Below are 21,637 nucleotides of genomic sequence, written 5' to 3' on the forward strand. Positions count from 1 at the left end.
GAACGGCCATGAACAGACATGAGTTTCTCCGTCCGGCTGCATCGGCTGCAGTCGCAGCGGCGATTGCCATTGCCCTCCTCGCGTACGCGCCGCGGCCTTGCGCGGCCGCCGGACAAAACACCTTCGCTACGCCCGACGCGGCCATGGCCGCATTCGGCGACGCCGTGGCCGGCAACGACGAAGCGGAACTGCGCACGCTCTTTGGCGCCGATTTCCGCCAGCTCATCCCACCGGTTGGGGCGGAGATCCGCGACAAATTCCTCAGTGAATGGCAGATCTCGCACGCCATTCAGGATACCGATGCAAATCACGCGATGATCGCCGTTGGCGACGACGGCTGGACCTTTCCGGTCCCGCTCGTCAAAACCGCCCAGGGCTGGCACTTCGACACGCACGCCGGAGTCGAGGAAATGCGCGTGCGCCGCATTGGCCGCAACGAACTTGCCGTGATGCAGACGATGCTCGCGGTCTACGACGCGCAGCGCGAATATGCGCAAACCTATCACGACGGCAGCAACATGCTGGTCTACGCCAGCAAGCTTGCGAGTTCGCCGGGCAAGCAGGACGGACTGTACTGGCCGACCGGCCCCGACGCCACGCCGAGCCCGCTAGGCGTCGCGTTCCTCAAGGCCGGCGCGCGCAACGCCGAAAGCGCCGGTTACTACGGCTACCACTACAAGCTGCTGACCTCGCAGGGTCCGCACGCGCCCGGCGGCGCGTATAACTACATGGTCGACAACAAGCTGTTCGGCGGCTTCGGTGTCGTTGCGTGGCCGGTACGGTACGGCGACACGGGTATCAAGACATTCATGGTGAGCCACGACGGCCAGGTCTACGAGCGCGATCTCGGCCCGGATGGCGCGGCGAAAGCCGAAGCGATGACGTCCTTCGATCCGGGTCCGGGCTGGTCGAAGGCTTCGCCGTGACACGCAACACCGCCGCAGCGCCACTGCGTGTCAGGGCGCGTGCGCGGGTTCGGGGGCGGGCGTTCGTGCCGGTGCGTCTTCACCGAGCATGTAGAGCAGAAGCGCATCGCGGTCGGGTGCGCTCATTGCAGCCGTCGAGCGCATGAGCACCGCGCTCGCCCAGCATATATCGGCCATCGTGGCACCCGGCCCGCCGTTCGTGACGCGCTCGAGCCGCGCCACGGATTGCGGATCGCCAGCAAGCGCGGCGTTGACCGCGTCGTCCAGATGCCGCAGCGCCCGCTCGTACGCCACGGGCGCGGGCAGCGTGACCGGCGCGGCGAGCACGGAACGGACCACCACGCGATAAAGCAACGAGAAATATTCGGCCGTGTCGGCATCGCTCATGCTGCCGATCGAAATGCTCTGGCCAATGTCCTGCACGCTCGCCATGCCCTGGCAATTGCCGCGCGCCGCGCGGCCCATGTATTTCGCGAGCAGCGTGAAGTACGCGAGCCGGTCCTGCGGCGTCAGGCGCGCAATGCCGCCGCGGATCAGGCGCTCGCGCGCCGCGTCGTCGCGCAGCCGCGCCTCGAGGCCCGCCACGCCGCCGGGCACCGCAACCGCTACGGCCGGGTCCGCACGCAGCCGGTAGAACCAGGCTTCGACGATGCGCGCCTTGATCGTCTCCTGCTCCACGCCGGCCTCGCGCAACGCCACCGCGCTCTGCGCGGACGTCGGCTCGGCGGGCGCGACCACGTAATCGAGCACCGCGAAGAGTCCCGCTGGCGTGTCCTCGTTGCGCGGCACGCTGCCCGACGCATCGTGGCCGGCCAGCGCCAGCGCCGCGGTCAGTGCGAGCAACGCACAACGCAACGTCTTCATGAGATCCCGCGCGGCGCGCTCACTCCGTCGCGCTGCCAACGGTTGCATGGTCCGCGCGAATCGCGGCCGCAATGTCGGCGCTGATGGCGGCGAGCGCGCGATCGTGCGCGTCGACGAGCGCGCCGTAGTCCTGGCCCGTCACCTGCTCGTGCGCCACCGTGTGCCCGAGCGTCAGCGCCTGGTGACCCGGCGGGCGCACGACCCATTGCGCATCGATCGTCACCGAATCTCCCAGTACGCTGTCGATACGCGTGATATCGACGCGAACGCGCCAGACCGGTGGGGTGGCCGCGCCATCGAACGTCGAGACGTGCGCCGTACCGAGCCGCTGCGCAAGGTCCGCGGCAACGACGCGCCCGACGTCCAGTTTCAGCGGCGTGGCCCAGCGCGCGAACTCGTTCATCTGGATCGTGTTGTCCGCATTGCGCGTGACGATTTGCGGGCGATCCACCATGTCGGGCACGGTCACGGGGCCGACGATGACATCGAGTGCAGCGGCGCTCGTCGGCACGGCGGGCGACGTGCTGGCCGTTGCGGCGTCCGATTCGTCGGCGCGCAGCGCATAGAACGTGGGCGACGGCGAGGAGCAGCCGGCGAGGCACGCTATCGCAGCGGCGAGAACGGCAGGCAGGGTCGGGTTGCGGCGGTTCACTGCTTGCCTCCAGGTTTGCCTTGCACCACGGCCTCGGGATGGCGCTCGAGATAATCCGTGAGCATGCGCACGGACGCGGCGGTGCGGGCCAGTTCGCGCATGGCGTCGCTCGTGTTCTGCTGGAGCTGCGAGTCGGGCTGCAAGGCGTCGGTGGCCGAGTTGAGCGTGGATTTTGCCGCCGAGAGCGTATCGTGCGCCTGCGGCACGACATCGGTACCGAGCTTCGCCATCACGTCGTTCGCGCTTTGCAGCGTACGCTGCGCGTTTGCGCCGATCGCCTCGAACGGGATGCCGTTGAGCTTCGCGAGCAGCCGCGTGAGCGAATCCTGCAGCGACTGCAGCGTGCGCGGCACCGTCGGCATCTCGGGCGGCGTTCTCGCCCAGTCGATCTTCGCCTTCGGCGCGTCCGGGAAAACGTCGAACGCGACGTAGAGCTGTCCCGTGAGCGGATTACCCGAGCGCAGCTGGAACCGGAAGCCGCTGGCAACGAGGAACTCAGCAAGCTGGTGCGGCTGCGCAGTGAGGCGCCCGGCCGGCTGGCCGTTCTCGAAGCGCGACGTAAAGCGCTCCGGATACAGGTTGATTTCGACAGGAATGCTGAACTGTTTCTTGACCGGGTCGAAGCGCGTGTAGATGCGTGTGACCTCGCCGATCACGACGCCGCGGAAATCGACGGGCGCGCCAACGGTCAGCCCGCGCACCGAGTCGTAGAACGTCACGACGTAGGTGTCGACTATGCGGTCATGCACCTTCATCGCGTCGGCGTGCGTGGCGTAAAGCTCGAACTTCGATTCGGCGTCGGCCTCGGGCGATTCGCTGCTGGCGTCGTCGGGCATTTCGAACGCCACGCCGCCAATCAGCATCGACACCACCGACTGCGTGTTGATCTGCACGCCATCCGGGCTGAGCGAGACGTCGAGCCCGCTCGCGTGCCAGAAGCGCGTATCGCTGCGCACGAACCTGTCGTAGGGTGCGTTCACGAACACACGCAGCGTCACGCCCTTGCCGTTCGGGTCCATTTCATACGAAGCGATCTGCCCGACCTGGAGACGGCGGAAGAACACCGGCGAGCCGACATCGAGCGAGCCCATGTTCACGCTGTGCAGCACGAATTCGCGCCCCGGAATATCGCTCGGGATCACGGGCGGCACTTCGAGCCCCACGAAGTCGTGGCGCGCCTTGCCGGAGTTGCCTTCATCCATGCCGACAAACGAGCCGGAGAGCAGCGTGCCCAGGCCCGACACCGTGCCGCCCGAAATGCGCGGACGCACGACCCAGAAGCGCGTGTTGTCGACGAGCATGCTCGCCGCATCTTTCACGAGCTCGCCCGTCGCGATCACACGCTTGTGATCGGGCGAGAGCGTGACCGCCTTCACCACGCCGATATCGACGTCCTTGTACTTGATCTTCGTTTTGCCGGCCTCGAGGCCGTCGCCGGTCTTGAAGCTGATCGTGATGGTCGGCCCTTCCTCGATGATCGCCTTGGCGGCGAGCCAGCCGCCAATCAGCACCGCGACGATCGGCACGAGCCAGACGATCTGCATGCGCCAGCGCGAGCCCCGCACCGGCTTCGCCTCGGGCAGGTCCGGCAAGGAATTGTCGTTACCGGGCGCTGCCATTTTCGCGCTCCATCGCGTCCCAGATGAGACGCGGGTCGAACATGTTCGCAGCGAACATCGTGAGGATCACGACGGCGCCGAAGGCGATCGCCGCGGGGCCCGCCTTGATCGTGGCGAGCGCGTTGAACTGCACCAGCGCGACGAGCATCGTGATCACGTAGATGTCGAGCATCGACCAGCGGCCGACCAGCTCGATCAGCCGGTAGATGCGCGTGCGCTGCTCGGGCAGCCATGTCCAGCGGCGCTGCGTGGTCCACGTCAGATACGAAAGCCCGAGTATCTTCAGCATGGGCACGGCGATGCTGGCAATGAACACGAGCAGCGCAAGCGGCCAGGACCCCGACACCCACAGATACACCACACCGCTCATGATCGTGTCCTTCTGCGTGCCGAACAGCGAACTCGTGTCCATGACGGGCAGTACGTTCGCCGGCACGTACAGCACCATCGCCGCGACCAGCAGCGCCCAGGTGCGCGAGAGGCTCGCGACCTTGCGCATATGCAGCGCGCTGCCGCAGCGCGGACACGTCGCCGCATGCGCGGCCGCTGGCATGCGCGCGAGCATCCCGCATGCATGGCAGCGCGCGATGCCGCATGCGGCGCCCGTGAGCGGGCCTGCGGTGCGCTCCCCGCGCGTTCCGGCCGCCTCGCCAGCCGCGAAGTTCGTCGTCACGCCGGGCGCGTCGGGCACCCTGACCGCGCTGGCCGGCTGCGTCGCCCGCGCCACACGCGACCAGAACTGGCGCGCGTCGAACGCCGCGCTCGCGCCCGCGAGCACCAGCATCAACGCGCCGAACGACCACAACGCAACGCCCGTCACGACCGTGGCGATGTGGGACAGCTTCACGAGCGCGACCAGCAGGCCGAGTATCAGCACCTCGGTCATGCCCCAGGGCCGCGCGATGTACATCGCGCGAAACAGGAGCGGCGCCTGCCAGGGCGCGCGGTTGAACGCGAGCGGCACGAGGAGGGCGAGCAGACACACGACCTGCATGCCCGGCATGAAGATCGTCGTGGCGAACACCAGCGCCGCGATGGGCCACATGCCGTCGAGATAGAGAATCTCGACCGCATGCCACAGCGTCGTGCGCACGAGATTGCCGTTCACCGAAAGCCCGACGATCGGATACAGGTTGGAAATGACGAACAGCACGAGCGCGCCCAAAGCGAACGCGAGCGCACGGCCGAGGCTTTCCGGTAGATTCCTTTCGAGTTCGGCGTTGCAGCGCAGGCAGCGCAGCGTGCCCCCCCGCGGGCAAGGCGCGCCGCGCTGCATGAGATCGCAGTCGTGGCAGACAAGAAGCTCGGCGCGCTTCATTGCGGGGCCTCCCGGAATCCGGTCGTGGCGTGGTCGATTCATCGTCGCTGTACCGATTCGGCATGCGGGGGCGTCAGCCCGGTGGCGGCACACCAAGCACCGCATGGACCGCGCCGATGAGCGCGGAGTCGTCGAACGGTTTGCGCAGGTACGCAACCGCGCCGGCCGCTTGTGCCTGCGCGCGCACGCGCGCGTCATCGTGCGCCGTGATCACGATGCACTGGATGCCGGTGCCGCCCAGCCGGCGCTGCACCTCGATACCGTTGATGCCGGGCATCTGGATATCGAGGACCACGCACACCGGCGCGTGGGGCGCCGCAGCCGCCAGCGCGTCGAGAAAGGCCTCGCCGCTGGTGTACACGTCGGAGTCGATGCCGACCGATTTCAACAGGCGCTGAATCGCACGCCCGACCGACTCCTCGTCGTCGACGACGGCCACGGATCGTGTCACGTTGTTCATTTGACTTAGCGTTCGGTTACTGACGAGGACAGCCAGAGCGGCGCCGCCGTGCGCGCCGACCGGCATCCTGAGCGCAAGCGGCTGCCCCATGCGCGACTACTTGTGTTGTGCAGGCTTGACGGATACGGCGAACGCTTCCGTATACACTGCCTCGACCTGATCGCCGACCTGCACGTTTGCAAGCTGTTGCGGATCCTCGACCCGCAGGTCCATCGTCCCCCCTTCGGGTCCCATCAGGGTGACCGTTTTCGTTTTGGTGTCGACCGCCACGACATTCGCCGTGACCTTCACCTCACGCCCGACCATGCCGCCGGGCTTCTCGCCGGCAGCCGCGCGCTCGACCTGCGGCGTTTCCTGCACCGAGGTCTCGCCGCCGCCTCCCTTCTTCAGGCTCAGCGTGAGCGATTCCTTATAGGTCATCGTCACGACATCGCCGACCTTGAGTTGGTCGAAGTTTCTGACTTCCGGTCCCAGCTCGGCTTCGACCAGCTTGCCGTCATGACGCTTGAGCGTGACGGTGCGGGTGTCGGCATCGATCTTCGTGATGGTCGCCGTCACCTTGTGCATGCCGGTGACGGTCGCCTTGCCAGGCTCATGCGTCACGTTGGCCGTCGTCTGGCCCTGGGCCGCGGCAAGCTGCGCCGCGGCTACGATGACTGCGGAAACAATCCATTTGAGGTACGGCATCGCGACCTCCTGTTACAGATCGAGCTTCGTCACCTTGGTGCCGGCGACCGACGCATCGGCCATGATGCCCGTATTGGTCATCACGATCGCCTGGACCGGCGCCGTTGCGGTTCTCGTGTCGATCTGCCCGTTCGCACCGACCTTGACGAGCGTAACGGCAACGTCGCCGCCAACCGACCAGCCCTTCGAGTTGCGGAATTTGTCGAGCGACTCCTGCGTCATGAAGAGGAAGATCACGGCGGTGGACTGCACCCCTGCCTGCAAGCCGAACGAAGCGGCCGCCGTGCTGTAGTAACCGACCGTCGATCCGCCTACGCGCAACGCACCCTGGCCATACGACCCGCCGATAATGAACGCCGCCTTGCCGACCGATGGAAACACCAGTACGCCTTGCGACTTGGACACGAGTTCCTGCGAGCCTGGGACAGTCGAGAACAGCCGGGACATCGTGCCGTCCACGGCCGCGTCGATCTCCTGGCGTTTCGCCGCATCGGTCGCGCCGCTCGTCCCACTGCTCGTGGTCGTGCTGCAACCCGCTGCAGCCAGCCCAGCCGCGGCCGCCGCCGTAAGCACAAAAATCCGTCGCTTCATTGTTGTCCTCCATTGAGTTTAGACAGCCCGGATACGGCACTCACGCATGCGGATCGAACGTCACGCGGAAATGAGACGTTACTCGCACATCGTTGCTCATCGAGCAGTTACATAGTCGCAGACGCGGCGCACAGGACAAATCGGACCTTGGTCTTACGCCGCCGCGAGCCACAGCAAGCATCGCGGCCGCTACTGGACCGTGTAGCCGCGCCCTTGCATGCACGCGGCAAAGGCGCGGTTGAAGGTGTCGATTGCGCCCTGCTGCTGTTGCTGGGCGTTGGCCTGCTGGGCACGCCGTTCCTGCCGCGCACGCGAGCCACCCACCATCGTGCCGGCCGCCGCGCCCACTGCCGCGCCCTTGCCCGCGTCGCCGGTGATCGCGCCGATCACCGCGCCGCCCGCCGCGCCGCGCGCCGCGCCCTGGACACGCTGGCCGCCGCCCACGGCCGGGCCCGAAGGCGGCGGTGGCGTCGACGCAACCTGCTTCGGGTCGATACCCGTGTTGCTCTTCGCCCACGAGTAGCATGCCGATTCATCCGCATGCTGTTGCTGCGCGCTCTGCCCTTTCGCCGGATAGGCGATAGGCGTTGCCTGCGCGGCACTCATCGCAAGCAGCACGGCGGCGCACAGGGCGCCGGTCCGACGATTTATATAGGTATCCATATCAACTCCTTGAGTGCGTGCGAGAGCGCACCGATTACGCCTGCTGCTATCGGCGGGAGGTTGAGAAGCGACAGTCGTGCCGACGGCACGACGCCCGAATGCGGGCAAGCACCGCGCCGCGCGACCGGCGCAGTGGTCCATTCAATGATGTGGGAGCGGCACAGCGAAGACAATCAGACCATGGTCCTACCGCCAGCCACAGCGGCTGACAGGCGCCATGAAGCGCCCGCCGGCCCACGGCCGGTACGGCCACGTGGTATGGCGGGCGTAGAAGAGAGACAGTGGCGAATCAAAACTTGTGGCGAATGCCGAGGCTCACCATGATTTGCGAACTCGAACTGCCGTTCAACCCGTAGTCCGCCACGGAAGCGACCGCGGTGGTCAGAATGGAGCCCGTTGCGGTCGGTACGCGCTGCGTGCCGTTGGCGTGCTGCCACGCGCCGACCAGGTACACGTCGGTGCGCTTGGAGAGGTTGTAGTCGCCGCCCAGCGAGACCTGGTTGTAGGTTGCCGAGGTGTCGCCCGCGCTGTGCGTCCACGTATAGCCGACACCGATGAGCGACGCCGGCGTGAGCGCATAGTTCACGAAACCGCCAGCGACGTTGTAGCGCTGGTTGGATGGGAAAAGCGATTGCGCGTCGGCCTTGTACTGCGCATTGCTATACCGGCCGCCGAACGTCCACGGTCCGGCCACGTATTGCAGCGCGACGGAGCCAATGCCGACCCACTTGGCGGTTTCGTAAGCGAGGTTCTGAAAGCCGCCATCGAACGTGCCGTCCGAGGTGCTGGTCCAGGTGGTGCGGGGAATCGTGGAGTTTGCGTTATGCATGCGGAGATAGCCCGCCGCGATGCTGAACGGGCCGGTCACATAGCTCGCCGCCGCCGACCAGGTCTGCTGCGAGCCCGTCGCGCCCGCGACGCCGCCGAACGCATACATGCCTTCGATCTGGAAGCCCGCGAAGTTCGGCGAGAGATACTTGACCGCGTTGTTCGTACGCGAGCTGTTGTCGTTGTTGTCGACGTCGCCGGGCGTGGCAAAGGTGCTGCCCCAGTAATTGTCTGCGGTAAGCGGCTGGACCATGTCGACGACCGGGTCGTATTGACGGCCCAGGGTCAGCGTACCGTACTGCTGGTGCGTCAGGCCCACGAACGCCTGGCGGCCGAACAGGCGGCTGCCCTGCTGCGAAGTCCCGCTATTGATATCGAATCCGCTTTCCAGCTGGAAGATCGCTTTCAGGCCGCCGCCCAGATCCTCCGTTCCCTTCAAGCCCCAGCGGGACCCTTGCAGATTGCCGCCTTGCATCCGATACAGGTTGTTGCCCTGAGCGTCGGCGTTGTGGACGAACTGAAAGGCTTCGTCGATCACGCCGTACAGGGTAACGCTGCTTTGCGCTTGAGCGACCGGCGCCAGCATGGTGAGCGGAACAGGAAGCAACATAAGCGCAAGCTTTTTCATGTTTGCAACTCCTTCACGCACCGGGTAATCGGTATTCCTATATTAGTCGCTTGCTCCGGAATGCCCCCCGCGTGAAATTGGTGCCGTTGTTGGCGCAAGACACCCAATGCGGTACGGATGAAGGCCGGCGATCTGTAACCGCAGCTTAAATAAAGCGTTGAGACCGGCATGTTTGCAAATGCCGCGACGCCCATACTTCACCGTGCCGACGTTCGCTGCGCATAAACGATCAGGAGTCCATACACGATGCCTGCTGCGAGACTCGTACAGCCGCTATACCAGACGAGCCCGAGCGCCCAGCCCTGCACCGCTACCGCAAGCCACAGTGCAACGAGCAACGCGCACCATCCGGCACCGCGCAGAACGCGGGAAAGCACGGCGCGCTAGCGATAGAAGAACTCGCCGCCCAGCGCGTCGCGCGCGCTGACCTTTGCGCCCGTCGCGGGATCGAAGGTCGCTTCACCGAAGGCGCGCTTGCCTGACGCCGTCGCCGGCATGCGCCAGAACGCGCTGGCGATATTGCTGCGCGCGGTCGGCAGCTGCATGCTCCACTGCGGGCTGCCCGCCGCGAGCGTTGCGAGCGTGCCGTTCACGCGCTGCGCGACGGCGGCGGGGTCGGGCGGGATCTGCTGATTACCCCGTGTGCGCAATGTGGGCAAAACGGAGGACCCGAGCGCAAACGCAGGCGAGCGCCTGCGTCATCTGTTGTACTCACATCCATCCGGTAATGCGAGGCGCGCCGGTGCGGGAACCGGCGCGCCTCGCCGCTCAGATCGACTTGACCTCGCCGCCGTCCATCCTGAGCGTCGTGCCGGTCATCCAGTGCGCGCCCGGCGAGACGATGAACGCCATCAGTTCGGCGATTTCCCCGGGCATGCCGTAGCGCGCAATGCCGGCTTCGGTCGGGAACTTCGCCGTGGCTTCCTCGACGCTCACGTCATGCAGCGGTGCCCAGTGCTCCAGATACGATTGGCGGCGGCCCGTCATCACGGGGCCGGGCAGCACGCTGTTGACCTGCACGCCGTCCGCGATGCCGCGGTCCGAGAAGGCCTTCGCCAGCGCGACGATCGCCGCGTTGATCGTGCCCACGGCCGCATAAGGCGCCTTCGGAAACACGGCCGAATTGCCCGACATCAACACGACCGCGCCCGAGCTGGCCTTCAGCGCCGGCCACGCTTCGATCGTCAAGCGTCGCGCACCGTGCAGTTTGAGCGCGAGACCGCGCTCCCATTGCTCGTCGGTCATTTCGAACAGATCGATCTGCGGCACCGCGCCGGCAATGTTGAGCAAGGCGTCGATACGTCCGTACGCCGCGAGCGTTTGCTCGACCACTTGCCGCGCAGCCTCGGCAAGCGAGAGATCAATGTCGATGACGAGCGCCTCGGCGCCCGCGTTCCTCACCTGCGCGGCGGTCTCTTCGAGCTGCTCGCGGTTGCGCGCCACCACGGCGATCGCGTCGAAGTCACGCGCCAGCCTCACGGCCGTCGAACGGCCAATGCCCTGGCTTGCGCCCGTTACGATTGCGACTTTTCCGGCCATCTTCCCGCTCCTCATTCGATCAGTATTGCCAACCATCAAGCGAGAAATTCCGTGATCGCCGTGGCGATCTCGTCAGCATGCGTTTCCAGTGCGAAGTGGCCGGTGTCGAAAAAGCGCACCACGGCTCGCGGCAAGTCGCGCTTGAATGCCTCCGCGCCCGGAGGCAGGAAGAACGGATCGTTCTTGCCCCACACGGCGAGAAACGGCGGCCGATGCGTGCGGAAATACGCCTGAAACTCGGGGTAGAGCGCAACGTTGTTCCGATAGTCGCGGAACAGGTCGAGCTGGATCTCGTCCGCACCGGGGCGGTTCATATAGTAGTCGTCGAGCGAATAGCCGTCCGGCGACACCGCCGACGGATCGGGCACGCCGTGCGTGTATTGCCAGATCGTCGCTTCGCGCGAGAGCATCGCACGCAGTGCCTCGCGATTGGCCGGCGACGCGTCCTGCCAGTAGGCGCGAATCGGATTCCAGCCGTCGCTCAGGCCTTCCTCGTAGGCATTGCCGTTTTGCGAAATGATCGCCGTGATGCGCTCGGGATGCGCGAGTGCGAGGCGAAAGCCCGTGGGTGCGCCGTAGTCGAACACGTACACCGCGAAGCGGTCGAAGCCGATGCGCTCGGTGAGGCGCCCCATCACCTTCGCGATGTTCTCGAACGTGTACGCAAACTGATCCCGGGCCGGCAGGTCCGATTGACCGAAGCCGGGCAGATCCGGCGCGACGATATGAAAGCGGTCGGCCAGCTTCGGGATGAGGTCGCGGAACATGTGGCCGGCACTCGGAAAGCCGTGCAACAGCAGTAGCTTCGGCGCGCCGACGCGCCCGGCTTCCCGGTAGAACACGTTGAAGCCGTCGACATCGGCACGGCGGTAGGCAATGGCAGTCATGGATTCCTCCAGAGGTGAACGGAAAACCGCGCGTTTAGCGCGAAGAGACGGACCGAACGGCTTCAGCAATGACCTCGGCCACGGCATCGGGCGCCGTGACGCTCGGCGTGTGATCGACTTCATCGACGCGGATCTGGGCATTCATCCGGCTGGCCATGAAGCGCTGCGTATCGGGATCGATCATGCGGTCCTCGCCGGCGACGAGAAACCAGGCCGGCCGGTCTCTCCAGAGCGGCCGCGCCACCGCTTCGCCAATACACGCCGCCGCAATCGGACGCTGGATCGCGGCGAGCGCCGCCGCCTCTAGCGCGGTGGCGTGCTGCGCAAACGCATTCGCAAACGCCTCGTGCGGCAGCCAGATCCAGCCGTGCCGGTCGGGCGCGAGTTGCGGTGCCTGCGGGTGCGTCTTGCCGCGATAGAACACGTCGGCCACGGTTTCGCCTTCGTCGGGCGCCAGCGCGGCCACGTACACCAGCGCCGCGACATTCGCAGCACGCGTGGCGCCGATCACGGCCCCCGCGTACGCGTGGCCGGCCAGCACGACCGGCCCCTCGACCCGTTCGAGCGTGCGCTCGAGCGCCGCCACATCGTCCCCCAGCGAAGCGAGCGGCAACGGGGCCGCCACGGCGTCGATGCCCAGCCGGTTCAGCCGCTCGATCACCTTGCTCCAGATCGACCCATCCGCCCAGGCGCCGTGCGCCAGCACCACGCTCGTTTTGCAGCGAGACATGCTTCGCTCCTTGTGTAACCGCTTAGTTGATGGTTTAGAGGTTACTCACCAGAGATGTAACTTGTCAAGGACGATTTTAATGGTTACACTGAATGCACCCTGATTACCCTTTTGCGGCAAGCAAATGGACTTTCGTCCCATACCGGCGATATTCGTGGCCGACGCGCCGGGGCTCGACTTCCTGAACTCGGTGGCTACACCGGTGGACGTGCCGATCGACTGGATCGCCGACGGCGAAGGTTTGCTGTCCTGGCTCGAACAGGCGGGCATGGTCCCCGCGCGGGCGCTTGCCGCCCTGCGCGCACAGTTCACCGCGGCCGAGTTCGACGCCGTGGCGGGCGAGGCGCGCGCGCTACGCGAATGGTTCAGGCGCTTCGTGCGGGAAAGAAAAGGCCGGCCGCTCGCCAGCGCCGATCTGGGCGAACTCGCGCCGCTCAACGAGTTGCTTGCGCGTGACGACGGCTATGGCGAAGTCGTTGCGGCCGGCAGTGAGGGCGCGGCGACGTTCGAGTACCGCGTGAATCGCCGCTGGATTACACCGGAATCGCTCTTGATGCCCATTGCCGAGGCGCTGGCGAAACTGGTCTGCGAGCAGGACTTCACGCACGTGAAAGCCTGCGAAGGCCCGAAATGCACGCTGCTGTTCGCAGACCACACGCGCGGGCACGCGCGCCGCTGGTGCAGCATGGCGATCTGCGGGAATCGCGCGAAAGTTGCCGCGCACCGCAAACGGCTCAAGGAGCGCGAAAGCGCTTAGGGCCGATTCACCCGCCGGGCGCGGGCCTTGCGGGTTCCGGCGGGTCTACCGGAACGGGAGAGGAACGATGACCGCCAGCACCCCAAAGCCCCATGAACATGGCGCCAGCCAGGCCAGCGAAAACCCGCAGCAGAAACACACCGAGCACAGCGACGACCAGCGCAGCGCGATGCCCGAGCGCGATGACAAGTCGCGCAAGCAGTCGCCCGCCGACCGCCCCGGCAAGCAGTCCGGCGAAGGGGAGCCTTCGGTGGGTTGATTCCGATGTCTGTAGAGCGAAAGAGGCTTGCATGGCATCGCGCAAGCCTCTTTTCGCATTCCCGCCCCGCATACTTTGCATCCCTTAACGAAATCGCGCTCTCAATCGCGATCCGGCGCACCGAGCGGAAAGAGCGGACGATGCGGCCGCGCCTCGTTCACGGCCCGCGCGAAGGAGGGCCGCGCGAGCAGGCGCTCGCGATAGGCACGCAGCACGGGATACGCCGGGGCGATGCGATGCGTCCAGTCCGCGTAGAAAAGCGACGAAGACGCAGCGCAGTCCGCCATCGTGTAGTCCTCGCCCGCCGCCCACGTCTTGCCCGCCAGATGGCCTTCGAGCCATGCGTAGGCGAGTTCGAGCTTTTCCTCAGCAAAGGCACGCCCTTCGTCGCGCCGCGCCGGGTCGCCGGTCAACGCGCCATCCACGGCGCGTTGCACGGGCGTCATGACGTGCAGGTCGAAGAAGCGGTCGAGAAAGCGCGCGTCGAGCGCGGCCATGGGATCGGCGGGCAGCAGGCGCACCGGCCCGGGATGCGCGAGCTGCAGGTATTCGATGATGATGCTGGTTTCCGCAACGTTGCGCTCGCCGTCCACGAGCACCGGAAACTTGCGCAGCGGCCAGCGTTGCAGCCACTGCGCCGTATGCTCGGGCGAATCCGGACCGACGCCGCGGAACTCGAAAGGCGTGCCGTTCTCGTACAGCGCGATGAGCACCTTCTGCGTGTACGAGGAAAAAGGATGACCGTATAGCGCGAGCGACATCGTTGAGTCTCCTGGTTCGAGCCGGGGAAAGTCGTTGAACCATGCACCGGTTGCGTGCGGATTGCAAGCGTTGCCGGGAACTGCAGCGGCGCATGTTCGGGGAACTGTATATGGCCGCGGCCACATGCATGACGTATCGTGCACGGGCGCGACTCCCTCTTCTTTCCTTTCGATATGCTCAACATCCTCGGCAAAGCATCGTCCATCAACGTTCGCAAGGTGCTCTGGACCTGTGTCGAACTGAACCTCCCCTTCGAGCGTGAGGATTGGGGCTCGGGCTTTCGCTCGGCGCATACGCCGGAATTCCTCGCCTTGAATCCCAACGCGCTCGTGCCGGTCATCAGAGATGGCGATTTCGTTCTGTGGGAGTCGAACACCATCATCCGCTATCTGGCGTCGCGCTATGGCGGCGCGCAGCTCTATCCTGCCGATGCGTTCGAGCGTGCTCGCGTCGATCAATGGATGGACTGGCAGGCGACCGACCTGAACCGTTCGTGGAGCTACGCATTTCTCGCCCTGGTCAGAGCGTCGCCGGCTCACCAGGCACCCGGCGAAATCGCGCTTTCCATCGAGAACTGGACCCGACATATGCGCATTCTCGACGCGCGGCTGCAGGCGACCGGCGCGTTCGTCGCCGGCGCGCAATTCTCGCTTGCCGATATTCCCGTTGGGTTGTCGGTGAACCGCTGGTTCGGCACGCCGTTCGAGCACCCGCATTTGCCGGCTGTTTCTGCATATTTCGAACGGCTGGCCGAACGGCCCGGGTTTGCCGTGCATTGCGCAAACGGGACGCCGTGAGGAACGGCACGGGCCGCAGGCCAAGTTGCCAGGGCACTCAGGCAGCGAAGTCAGTCGATGCCGACAACGCCTGCCACGTTTGCATTTCCTGCGTCACGTAAGCGTTTTTCGCAGCAATGGCAGCGAGGGTGTCGGTGCCGAGCGGACGGCGCAACGGCGGGTTCGACGCGTCGACGAGCGTGATCAAGGCGGCGGCCAGCTTCGTCGGGTCGCCGGGCTGGTTGTGATTCATTTGCGCGGCCTTGCGGGGCGAACGGCGCCCGAAGTTTCGTCGTAGTCGTCGATCACGTCCGGCGCGACGAGCAGCGAGGAAGCGTCCAGAAAGTCGGTCCGGAAATAGCCCGGCTCGACAACAGTCGCGTGAATGCCGAGCGGCTTCAACTCGGCATGCAGCGCTTCCGTAATGCCTTCGACGGCGAACTTCGTCGACGAGTACACGCCAAATCCGGCCGCGGCGCGATAGCCGCCAATCGATGAAATATTGATCACGTGGCCCGAGCGGTTGGCGCACATCGTCGGCAACACCGCACGCGTGACGTTCAGCAGGCCGAGTGAGTGCGCCGCGCGCCGTCGGGCTCCCCGTCCTGTGGCGGTACTTCGAGGAATTCCAGAAGCGTTATCAGAACGTGCAACTCGAAGTGCAATTCGACGATCAGTTCACGGATCTCGTGACCGACCGCGCCGATGTGGGTATTCGCGGCGGACCGCCGCCTGCGGGCGGCTCGATCGCGCGCCGGCTGGTGCCGATTCAGCTGATCGTGTGCGCATCGCCGGAATATATCGAGCGCAACGGCGCGCCGCAGACCATCGAAGAACTCGCGCAACATGGCTGCACCGGCTACCGGCGCGCCAATACGGGCAAGCTCGCGCAGTGGCAGTTCCGTGTCGGCGACGAGATCGTCTATCGCGACGTGCCCGCCGCCATCTGCGTGAACGATACGGAACTGGAAACGCAGGCGGTGCTCTCGGGTCTCGGCATCGGGCAGTTGGGCAGCTTCAACGCCACGACGCATATCCGCAGCAGACGACTCATCCCGTTACTAATGCAGCACGTCACCGAATACGGCACGATTTATACCTACTACCGGCATCGAACCGAACAGTCCCTGCGCGTGAAGACGCTCATCGACTTCATGGTCGCGCGCATGGGCGGCAACCGGGACTTTTTCCTTGATCCGTCCGAGCTTCGCGCCCGCTAGCATTCGCGCGCAAACGCGAGGCCGTGCACAATACCGCCATGCAAGCCCAAGACCTCGAACGCCTTGTCACCCTCGCCATGCCCTTCGGCAAATACAAGGGCCGGCTCATCGCCGACCTGCCCGGGCACTACCTCAACTGGTTCGCCCGCGAAGGGTTCCCGCCCGGCGAGATCGGCCGTCTGCTCGCGCTGATGCAGGAGCTGGACCATAACGGCCTGAAGGGCTTGCTCGAGCCGCTGCGCAAACGCGGCTAGCGCCAAGCCGGCGCCCGGCGGACAATGCCCGGGCGAATCTCTTGCGAGGCTGCCCGACATGGCCAATTTTCAGCCCGATGGATGGCACACCGTTACGCCCCGAATCGTCGTACGCGACGCGGAGAACCTGGTCACCTTCATCAAGACGGTGTTTCAGGCGCAGGGCGCGTTCCGCGACGGCCTGCCAGCCGAAATCAGGATCGGCGATTCCGTCGTCATGGTGAGCGGCTCGGACGGTCTGCGCGAGCCGATGCCGGCATTTCTGTACGTCTACGTTCAGGACACCGATTCGACCTATCAGCGGGCGATTGCGGCAAACGCGGTCTCGCTCGAGGTTCCGGCCGACCTCCCATACGGCGACAGGCGCGCGATGGTCAGAGACCCGTGGGGAAACACCTGGCAGATCGCCACCCATCAGCGCGACCTCTCGGCTGCCGAGATCCGCTCAAGGATGGACAGCGAAGGTTAGGCCGGTATTCGAGCATTACGCGAATGAGGACTGCAGGACAATCGCATCGTCGCGCTCGGGGCCGGTGGTGACCATCGCCGCAGGAACGCCGACTTCGTTCTGGATCGCTTCGATCAGCGCCGCTGCCTGCGGTGGCAGATCGCTGTAGGAGCGGATGCCCCGGGTCGAACCGGCCCAGCCGTCGAAGCGCTGGAGAACCGGCTGCAGGCGCTGCTGCTCGGCGTTCGTGGATGGCATGTAGTCGATCCGCTCCCCATCGAGCAGATAGCCCACACAGAGCTGCACCGACTCGAAGCCATCGAGCACATCGAGCTTGGTCAGCGCGAGCTGGTTGATGCCCGCGACTTTGCAACTTTGACGCAGTTGCACGGTGTCCAGCCAGCCGCAGCGGCGCGGGCGACCCGTGTTGACCCCGTACTCGCCGCCGCGCTGCCGCAGCACGTCGCCGAGCGCGCCGTCCAGTTCCGACGTGAACGGGCCCTCGCCGACACGCGTCGCATAGACCTTGCTGACGCCAAGCACCTGCCCCAGTTGCGACGGCGCGATGCCGGCGCCGCTGGCCGCGCCGGCGGCAACGGTGCTCGACGACGTCACGTAAGGGTAGCTGCCCCAATCCACGTCGAGCATGACCGCCTGCGAGCCTTCGAATACCACGCGTTTGCCCGACGAATGAGCGCGGTCGAGCTGCTCCCAGACGCGGCCCACGAACGGCAGGATGCGCGGCGCCATGGCTAGCAGGCCGCTCAGCATCGGCTCGCACGGGAATGGCTCCTGGCCCGAGCCACGCAGCCAGGCGTTGTGGTGCTCGAGCAGAACGCCGAGCTTTTCGGCCAGCAGGGCCGGTTCGGCCAGGTCGCACACGCGCAGGCCGCGGCGCCCGACCTTGTCTTCGTATGCCGGACCAATGCCGCGCAAGGTCGTGCCGAGCGGCTTCGCGCGCGTCCGTTCCTGGGCAGCGTCGAGCGCGCGATGCACCGGCAGGACCAGCGTGGCCGTCTCGGCGATCTGCAGCACGTCCGGCGTGACGCGCACGCCCAGCGCCGCCATACGGTCGATCTCCGCGAGCAGCGCCTCGGGGTCGAGCGCGACGCCATTGCCGATCAGGCCCAGCTTCCCGCGCACGACGCCGCTGGGCAGCAGCGCCAGCTTGTAGGTCCGGCCGTCCACCACCAGCGTGTGCCCGGCGTTGTGGCCGCCGTTGTAACGGACGACGATATCCGCCTTCTCCGCGAGCCAGTCCACGATCCGGCCCTTTCCCTCGTCGCCCCACTGCGCGCCGACCACGACGACATTCGACATGCGAGATTTCCCCTGGTGAGTTAATCGAACAGATCCAGAACCGGAACTGCTGCAAAGGGCCTCAATATAGAGCGACGCTGCTGCCACGAAAAGCGATGTAAACTCACGGGACTTGTCAGGAAAAGTCACATAGGAGTGTGGGCTGATGTCGCGCCGTCTGCCACCGTTGAACGCCCTGCGCGTATTCGAAGCCGCCGCTCGCGCGGAGAGTTTTTCCATGGCGGCCGAGGAGCTTTGCGTCACGCACGGGGCCGTTAGCCGACAAGTTCGGCAACTGGAGGACTGGCTTGGACTCGACCTGTTCGAGCGTCGCGGCCGCAGGGTCGTCTTGACCGCGTCGGGGCGCGCCTACCTGGCCGAGGTATCGGCGGCGCTGGATCGCATCGCGCTGGCGACCAGTGAGCAGCTTCGGGCCACGCGCGCGCAGATCGTGAGGGTCAACGCGCCGACGACGTTCGCGCTGCGCTGGCTATTGCCGCAGCTCTCCAGCTTCCAGTTGACCAACCCGGCGGTGGAGGTCCGTCTGACGACTTCGGATGAGCCCATCGAAAAGCTCGGCGACGAATGCGACGTGGCGATTCGCGGCAGCGAGCAGAAGTCGGCGGGGTATGCGGTCAAGGAGTTTCTATCGGAAGTCCGGCTGCCGGTGTGCTCACCCAGGGTCTTGGAGTCTCACCCGATACACCGCGTTGCGGACCTGGCGCACCACACCCTGCTGCACACGGCGACCTATCCCGGCCTCTGGGCGGAATGGCTTGCGGCAAGCGGCCACCCAGAGCTTGCCACGCGCCATTCCCAGCAACTGGATCACTTTTACTTGACCCTGCAAGCCGCCATCGACGGTCTGGGCATCGCAATGGGTCCTACCGCACTGGTCGCGCTCGACGTCAAAGAGGGCCGTCTCGTGTTTCCGTTCGACGGCCCCGCCCTACCGGCATGGCGCTACTGCAGCTATGTCCGCGAAGCACGCCTCGACGATCCTGCAATCCACACCTTTCTCGCGTGGTTGCGCGAACTCGGCCAGCGCTTTTCGCATCATGCGTAGCGCTGGATCGGCGCCACGCCTGTTGCGCGCTCGCTGGTTGACAGGCCGGACTCGATGCTTTAAAAAGTAAAGCATGAAAATTCCACGGCCAGGACAACCCGTACGCGGCTCGACCACCGGACGGCCGATCATGGTCGTGCTGGACCTGCTCGGGCGGCGTACCGCACTGCGGATCCTGTGGGAACTTCGCGGCGAGGCGCTGACGTTTCGCGCGCTCCAGGAAGCGTGCGACACCAATGCCCGCCTGCTCAATACGCGGCTCGCGGAAATGCGGGCGTCCGGTCTCGTCGAGCACGGCGACGGCGGTTACCGGATGACAGCCGAAGGCAGGAATCTTCTGGCCGCGTTGCAGCCGCTGCTGGCCTGGGCGCGTCAGTGGGCCGAGCGCGATCCAGTAGGGTTCGAAGCCGCCGATCCCGATCACGCCGACCGCGAGGCGTAATTCGCGGTCTCTCATACAAGGGATGTTGCACACCGTGAACCATCTCCGCTGGAAGATCGTGGCATTGCTCGTTGCGCCACTGACGTTCGTGATGACGCTCGACCGCACGGCCATGGCTGTCGCGGCCCCGACGATCCAGAACGAACTGGGCCTGTCGATCGTCGAGATGTCGATGATTCTCACGATCTACTTCTGGGCCTATGCAATCGGGCAGATACCGGCCGGCCGCGCTGCCGAACGCTTCGGCTCGCGCAAGGTGCTGTTCGGCACGAGCACGCTCTGGTCGCTCATGATGCTCGCCACGCCCCTGGGCACCTCGTTCGCCTGGCTCTTCGGCTGCCGGCTCGTGCTGGGCGGGGCGCAGTCGGCGGACTGGTCGAGCAGTGTCGTCGCGCTCAAGCGCTGGGTTCCGGCCAGCGAGCGCGCGAAAGGCAACGCGCTGCTGCTCGCGGGGCTCTATCTTGGCCCGATCGTTTCGGCGCCGCTCACGGCGTGGACCATCGCGCGCTTCGGCTGGCATGCCGTTTTCTTTGGATTCGGCGCACTGGGCCTGCTGCTCGGCGCGATCTGGTGGTTCGGCTACCGCGACACGCCGGCCTCACATCCGCTCATCACAAAGGCAGAAGTCGAGTACATCGCCGCCGGCCAGCCCCCCGAGCGCGTGGCGGCCAGGGGTGCGCTCAGGCGCTGCCTGAAGCAGCCGCGCTTCTGGATCTTCGGTCTCCAGTACTTTCTGCTGGTGTTGATCCAGAGCTTCTATACGACGTGGCTGCCGACCTACCTCATGCGTGCGCGCGGGCTATCGCTCAAGGCGATGGGTCTGTACGCATCGTTGCCCTGGGTTGCCGTGTTCGTGGCGGTATTCGTCGCGGGCGCATTCAGCGACTGGCTGCTTCGCAAGACCGGCTCGATCTATCGGGCGCGCACGCCCGTTGCGATGACGGGATTCGTCGTGAGCGCGCTCGCATTGACGGCGGCCTCGCGCGCGGAATCGATGGCGATGGTCATCGGCTTGCTGTGCCTCTCTTTTGCCGCGGTAGGATTCGTGCAGGTGGTCGTCTGGTCGGCCACGCAGGATCTCGGGCGCGCGTTCGCCGGTGTCATGTCGGGCTGGACGAACGTGTGGGGCGCTCTCTCGAACGTCGCGGGTCCCATGACGCTGGCTTTGATCGTCAAGGTCACGCATAGCTGGGCGAGCGGCATGATCGTGATCGGCGCGGCGGCCGCCTGCGGTGCACTGCTATGGCTGTTCGTGCACCCCGAGCGCCCCTTGCTCGGCGACGAGGCGGCCGGACCGCTGCCGCCTGCGGGGACGGGCGCGGCAACAGAGTCAGCCGCGAACGCAGGGGTTTTGCGCAACGATACGCGCGAGACCGATGCCGATGCCGGAGAGGTGTCCGAGCAGAATCGCTGAGTCAGAGCACGAGGATCATCTCGTGCCACGCCATGCCACCGTGGTCGGATGCAGACGGCCTCACGTACGCGTAGCCAAACTTCCGGTACAGATCGACGTGCCGGTCCTTGCATATCAGGTGGATGGTGGCTTTGCCCATCGCCCGCATGCGGCCAACGAAGGTCGCCATCAGCAGCGTCGAGTAGCCCTTGCCTTGCTCCGCGGGGTCGACGACGACGGACATGATGACGACGTTTGGCGCCGCTGCGTCGTGTCCGACGAGTTCCTTGAACGCTTCGTCCGACATCACGACATCGTAGGCGCACCCCGAGTTGATGAAGCCGATGATCCGGTCGCCCCGTTCCATGACGAGGAAACCTGCTCGATCGACAGCGAATCCGAAACGCGCGGATGAGGCTTACGCGCCGCAACGACGTACTCGTGGGTGAAACAGTCCAGCGATTCCACGCCTTCGCACGGCGTGCTATCCGCATCGGCGAAACTGAGCGCGAAATGCGCCCGCCCCGCCGCGAGATCTTCCAGCGAATCGCGGTGACTGGAGTACCGCG

Annotated in this window: 25 protein-coding genes and 3 pseudogenes; 10 read left to right on the forward strand and 18 right to left on the reverse strand. The window is 65.7% G+C overall.

The window, feature by feature from the left end:
• Positions 1-8 precede the first annotated feature (8 nt).
• Positions 9-926 (forward strand): DUF2950 domain-containing protein, encoded by a 918-nt coding sequence (locus AB4Y44_RS04980; RefSeq protein WP_342919821.1) that lies wholly within the window; start codon positions 9-11, stop codon positions 924-926.
• A 30-nt stretch (positions 927-956) separates the two neighbouring features.
• Here the strand turns inward: AB4Y44_RS04980 and AB4Y44_RS04985 are convergent, their stop codons facing one another.
• From AB4Y44_RS04985 to AB4Y44_RS05050, 14 genes are all read right to left on the reverse strand, one after another.
• Positions 957-1,790 carry a hypothetical protein gene (locus AB4Y44_RS04985; RefSeq protein WP_368698863.1) on the reverse strand — a complete coding sequence of 278 codons (834 nt, stop codon included), beginning with the start codon at positions 1,788-1,790 and terminating at the stop codon, positions 957-959.
• Positions 1,791-1,809: 19 nt separating this feature from the next.
• A complete protein-coding gene (locus tag AB4Y44_RS04990; protein ID WP_342919819.1) occupies positions 1,810-2,442 on the reverse strand; it encodes a PqiC family protein in 633 nt (210 codons plus the stop codon).
• Positions 2,439-4,061, reverse strand: a complete 1,623-nt coding sequence (locus AB4Y44_RS04995; protein WP_368698864.1) for an intermembrane transport protein PqiB — start codon at positions 4,059-4,061, stop codon at positions 2,439-2,441. Before AB4Y44_RS04995 ends, AB4Y44_RS04990 begins: the two co-directional genes overlap by 4 nt.
• On the reverse strand, positions 4,045-5,379 hold the full coding sequence (locus AB4Y44_RS05000) for a paraquat-inducible protein A (RefSeq protein WP_342919817.1): 1,335 nt from the start codon (positions 5,377-5,379) through the stop codon (positions 4,045-4,047). Before AB4Y44_RS05000 ends, AB4Y44_RS04995 begins: the two co-directional genes overlap by 17 nt.
• 73 nt (positions 5,380-5,452) lie before the next feature.
• On the reverse strand, positions 5,453-5,839 hold the full coding sequence (locus AB4Y44_RS05005) for a response regulator (RefSeq protein WP_342919907.1): 387 nt from the start codon (positions 5,837-5,839) through the stop codon (positions 5,453-5,455).
• Positions 5,840-5,935: 96 nt separating this feature from the next.
• The gene (locus AB4Y44_RS05010) at positions 5,936-6,526 is read right to left on the reverse strand and encodes a hypothetical protein (protein WP_368698865.1); all 591 of its coding nucleotides are present in this window, start codon (positions 6,524-6,526) and stop codon (positions 5,936-5,938) included.
• A gap of 12 nt (positions 6,527-6,538) precedes the next feature.
• Positions 6,539-7,117: a YSC84-related protein gene (locus tag AB4Y44_RS05015; protein WP_342919815.1), complete on the reverse strand. Its 579-nt coding sequence runs from the start codon at positions 7,115-7,117 to the stop codon at positions 6,539-6,541.
• Positions 7,118-7,306: 189 nt separating this feature from the next.
• Positions 7,307-7,780: a glycine zipper family protein gene (locus AB4Y44_RS05020; RefSeq protein ID WP_342919814.1), complete on the reverse strand. Its 474-nt coding sequence runs from the start codon at positions 7,778-7,780 to the stop codon at positions 7,307-7,309.
• A gap of 289 nt (positions 7,781-8,069) precedes the next feature.
• Entirely contained in the window at positions 8,070-9,236 is a 1,167-nt protein-coding gene (locus AB4Y44_RS05025) for a porin (RefSeq protein WP_368698866.1), read from the reverse strand.
• Positions 9,237-9,433: 197 nt separating this feature from the next.
• The gene (locus tag AB4Y44_RS05030; RefSeq protein WP_342919812.1) at positions 9,434-9,613 is read right to left on the reverse strand and encodes a DUF3325 family protein; all 180 of its coding nucleotides are present in this window, start codon (positions 9,611-9,613) and stop codon (positions 9,434-9,436) included.
• 6 nt (positions 9,614-9,619) lie between these two features.
• Positions 9,620-9,895 (reverse strand): hypothetical protein, encoded by a 276-nt coding sequence (locus AB4Y44_RS05035; RefSeq protein ID WP_368698867.1) that lies wholly within the window; start codon positions 9,893-9,895, stop codon positions 9,620-9,622.
• 109 nt (positions 9,896-10,004) lie between these two features.
• The gene (locus AB4Y44_RS05040; protein ID WP_368698868.1) at positions 10,005-10,775 is read right to left on the reverse strand and encodes an SDR family oxidoreductase; all 771 of its coding nucleotides are present in this window, start codon (positions 10,773-10,775) and stop codon (positions 10,005-10,007) included.
• Positions 10,776-10,810: 35 nt separating this feature from the next.
• Complete coding sequence (locus tag AB4Y44_RS05045; protein WP_368698869.1) at positions 10,811-11,662, reverse strand: alpha/beta fold hydrolase; 852 nt, start codon at positions 11,660-11,662, stop codon at positions 10,811-10,813.
• A 34-nt stretch (positions 11,663-11,696) separates the two neighbouring features.
• On the reverse strand, positions 11,697-12,392 hold the full coding sequence (locus tag AB4Y44_RS05050) for an alpha/beta hydrolase (RefSeq protein WP_368698870.1): 696 nt from the start codon (positions 12,390-12,392) through the stop codon (positions 11,697-11,699).
• A 124-nt stretch (positions 12,393-12,516) separates the two neighbouring features.
• Between AB4Y44_RS05050 and AB4Y44_RS05055 the strand changes: the two genes are divergently transcribed.
• Complete coding sequence (locus AB4Y44_RS05055) at positions 12,517-13,149, forward strand: ABATE domain-containing protein (protein ID WP_368698871.1); 633 nt, start codon at positions 12,517-12,519, stop codon at positions 13,147-13,149.
• Between the two features lie 67 nt (positions 13,150-13,216).
• Positions 13,217-13,408 carry a hypothetical protein gene (locus tag AB4Y44_RS05060; RefSeq protein WP_342919806.1) on the forward strand — a complete coding sequence of 64 codons (192 nt, stop codon included), beginning with the start codon at positions 13,217-13,219 and terminating at the stop codon, positions 13,406-13,408.
• Between the two features lie 101 nt (positions 13,409-13,509).
• On the opposite strand, the gene AB4Y44_RS05065 is transcribed toward AB4Y44_RS05060, so the two are convergent.
• Positions 13,510-14,169 (reverse strand): glutathione S-transferase family protein, encoded by a 660-nt coding sequence (locus AB4Y44_RS05065; protein ID WP_368698872.1) that lies wholly within the window; start codon positions 14,167-14,169, stop codon positions 13,510-13,512.
• A 174-nt stretch (positions 14,170-14,343) separates the two neighbouring features.
• On the opposite strand from AB4Y44_RS05065, the gene AB4Y44_RS05070 reads away from it, so the two are divergent.
• Positions 14,344-14,967: a glutathione S-transferase family protein gene (locus tag AB4Y44_RS05070; RefSeq protein ID WP_368698942.1), complete on the forward strand. Its 624-nt coding sequence runs from the start codon at positions 14,344-14,346 to the stop codon at positions 14,965-14,967.
• A gap of 37 nt (positions 14,968-15,004) precedes the next feature.
• Here AB4Y44_RS05070 and AB4Y44_RS05075 read toward each other — a convergent pair.
• A pseudogene (locus tag AB4Y44_RS05075) lies at positions 15,005-15,516 on the reverse strand (SDR family NAD(P)-dependent oxidoreductase); the annotation flags it as partial.
• Here AB4Y44_RS05075 and AB4Y44_RS05080 point away from each other — a divergent pair.
• From AB4Y44_RS05080 to AB4Y44_RS05090, 3 genes and pseudogenes are all read left to right on the forward strand, one after another.
• Positions 15,510-16,166: pseudogene (locus tag AB4Y44_RS05080) on the forward strand (substrate binding domain-containing protein); the annotation flags it as partial. The pseudogenes AB4Y44_RS05075 and AB4Y44_RS05080 sit on opposite strands and share 7 nt — an antisense overlap.
• Before the next feature lie 38 nt (positions 16,167-16,204).
• Positions 16,205-16,420 (forward strand): DUF3820 family protein, encoded by a 216-nt coding sequence (locus AB4Y44_RS05085; RefSeq protein WP_028208077.1) that lies wholly within the window; start codon positions 16,205-16,207, stop codon positions 16,418-16,420.
• Positions 16,421-16,478: 58 nt separating this feature from the next.
• Positions 16,479-16,889 carry a VOC family protein gene (locus tag AB4Y44_RS05090; RefSeq protein WP_368698873.1) on the forward strand — a complete coding sequence of 137 codons (411 nt, stop codon included), beginning with the start codon at positions 16,479-16,481 and terminating at the stop codon, positions 16,887-16,889.
• A 15-nt stretch (positions 16,890-16,904) separates the two neighbouring features.
• Here the strand turns inward: AB4Y44_RS05090 and AB4Y44_RS05095 are convergent, their stop codons facing one another.
• A complete protein-coding gene (locus tag AB4Y44_RS05095) occupies positions 16,905-18,188 on the reverse strand; it encodes an adenylosuccinate synthase (RefSeq protein WP_368698874.1) in 1,284 nt (427 codons plus the stop codon).
• 145 nt (positions 18,189-18,333) lie between these two features.
• Here AB4Y44_RS05095 and gcvA point away from each other — a divergent pair, with 145 nt between their 5' ends.
• The 3 genes from gcvA (at position 18,334) to AB4Y44_RS05110 (ending at position 21,089) form a co-directional block, all read left to right on the forward strand.
• Entirely contained in the window at positions 18,334-19,233 is a 900-nt protein-coding gene (gcvA, locus tag AB4Y44_RS05100; RefSeq protein WP_342919802.1) for a transcriptional regulator GcvA, read from the forward strand.
• 130 nt (positions 19,234-19,363) lie between these two features.
• Complete coding sequence (locus tag AB4Y44_RS05105; RefSeq protein WP_342919801.1) at positions 19,364-19,675, forward strand: winged helix-turn-helix transcriptional regulator; 312 nt, start codon at positions 19,364-19,366, stop codon at positions 19,673-19,675.
• Positions 19,676-19,709: 34 nt separating this feature from the next.
• Positions 19,710-21,089: an MFS transporter gene (locus AB4Y44_RS05110; protein WP_368698875.1), complete on the forward strand. Its 1,380-nt coding sequence runs from the start codon at positions 19,710-19,712 to the stop codon at positions 21,087-21,089.
• 1 nt (position 21,090) lies between these two features.
• On the opposite strand, the pseudogene AB4Y44_RS05115 reads toward AB4Y44_RS05110, so the two are convergent.
• A pseudogene (locus tag AB4Y44_RS05115) lies at positions 21,091-21,447 on the reverse strand (GNAT family N-acetyltransferase); the annotation flags it as partial.
• Positions 21,448-21,637 lie beyond the last annotated feature (190 nt).

This window comes from Paraburkholderia sp. BR10937 (genome assembly GCF_040965695.1).
Classification (GTDB): Bacteria; Pseudomonadota; Gammaproteobacteria; order Burkholderiales; family Burkholderiaceae; genus Paraburkholderia.

Coding starts and splice junctions, on each gene's coding strand:
- AB4Y44_RS05015 (WP_342919815.1), bottom strand. CDS start 7,117: ATGAAGCGACGGATTTTTGTGCTTACGGCGGCGGCCGCGGCTGGGCTG.
- AB4Y44_RS05065 (WP_368698872.1), bottom strand. CDS start 14,169: ATGTCGCTCGCGCTATACGGTCATCCTTTTTCCTCGTACACGCAGAAG.
- AB4Y44_RS05050 (WP_368698870.1), bottom strand. CDS start 12,392: ATGTCTCGCTGCAAAACGAGCGTGGTGCTGGCGCACGGCGCCTGGGCG.
- AB4Y44_RS05055 (WP_368698871.1), top strand. CDS start 12,517: ATGGACTTTCGTCCCATACCGGCGATATTCGTGGCCGACGCGCCGGGG.
- AB4Y44_RS05090 (WP_368698873.1), top strand. CDS start 16,479: ATGGCCAATTTTCAGCCCGATGGATGGCACACCGTTACGCCCCGAATC.
- AB4Y44_RS04985 (WP_368698863.1), bottom strand. CDS start 1,790: ATGAAGACGTTGCGTTGTGCGTTGCTCGCACTGACCGCGGCGCTGGCG.
- AB4Y44_RS05070 (WP_368698942.1), top strand. CDS start 14,344: ATGCTCAACATCCTCGGCAAAGCATCGTCCATCAACGTTCGCAAGGTG.
- AB4Y44_RS05095 (WP_368698874.1), bottom strand. CDS start 18,188: ATGTCGAATGTCGTCGTGGTCGGCGCGCAGTGGGGCGACGAGGGAAAG.
- gcvA (WP_342919802.1), top strand. CDS start 18,334: ATGTCGCGCCGTCTGCCACCGTTGAACGCCCTGCGCGTATTCGAAGCC.
- AB4Y44_RS05045 (WP_368698869.1), bottom strand. CDS start 11,662: ATGACTGCCATTGCCTACCGCCGTGCCGATGTCGACGGCTTCAACGTG.
- AB4Y44_RS04995 (WP_368698864.1), bottom strand. CDS start 4,061: ATGGCAGCGCCCGGTAACGACAATTCCTTGCCGGACCTGCCCGAGGCG.
- AB4Y44_RS05085 (WP_028208077.1), top strand. CDS start 16,205: ATGCAAGCCCAAGACCTCGAACGCCTTGTCACCCTCGCCATGCCCTTC.
- AB4Y44_RS05005 (WP_342919907.1), bottom strand. CDS start 5,839: ATGAACAACGTGACACGATCCGTGGCCGTCGTCGACGACGAGGAGTCG.
- AB4Y44_RS04980 (WP_342919821.1), top strand. CDS start 9: ATGAACAGACATGAGTTTCTCCGTCCGGCTGCATCGGCTGCAGTCGCA.
- AB4Y44_RS05060 (WP_342919806.1), top strand. CDS start 13,217: ATGACCGCCAGCACCCCAAAGCCCCATGAACATGGCGCCAGCCAGGCC.
- AB4Y44_RS05105 (WP_342919801.1), top strand. CDS start 19,364: ATGGTCGTGCTGGACCTGCTCGGGCGGCGTACCGCACTGCGGATCCTG.
- AB4Y44_RS05025 (WP_368698866.1), bottom strand. CDS start 9,236: ATGAAAAAGCTTGCGCTTATGTTGCTTCCTGTTCCGCTCACCATGCTG.
- AB4Y44_RS05040 (WP_368698868.1), bottom strand. CDS start 10,775: ATGGCCGGAAAAGTCGCAATCGTAACGGGCGCAAGCCAGGGCATTGGC.
- AB4Y44_RS05000 (WP_342919817.1), bottom strand. CDS start 5,379: ATGAAGCGCGCCGAGCTTCTTGTCTGCCACGACTGCGATCTCATGCAG.
- AB4Y44_RS05020 (WP_342919814.1), bottom strand. CDS start 7,780: ATGGATACCTATATAAATCGTCGGACCGGCGCCCTGTGCGCCGCCGTG.
- AB4Y44_RS05010 (WP_368698865.1), bottom strand. CDS start 6,526: ATGCCGTACCTCAAATGGATTGTTTCCGCAGTCATCGTAGCCGCGGCG.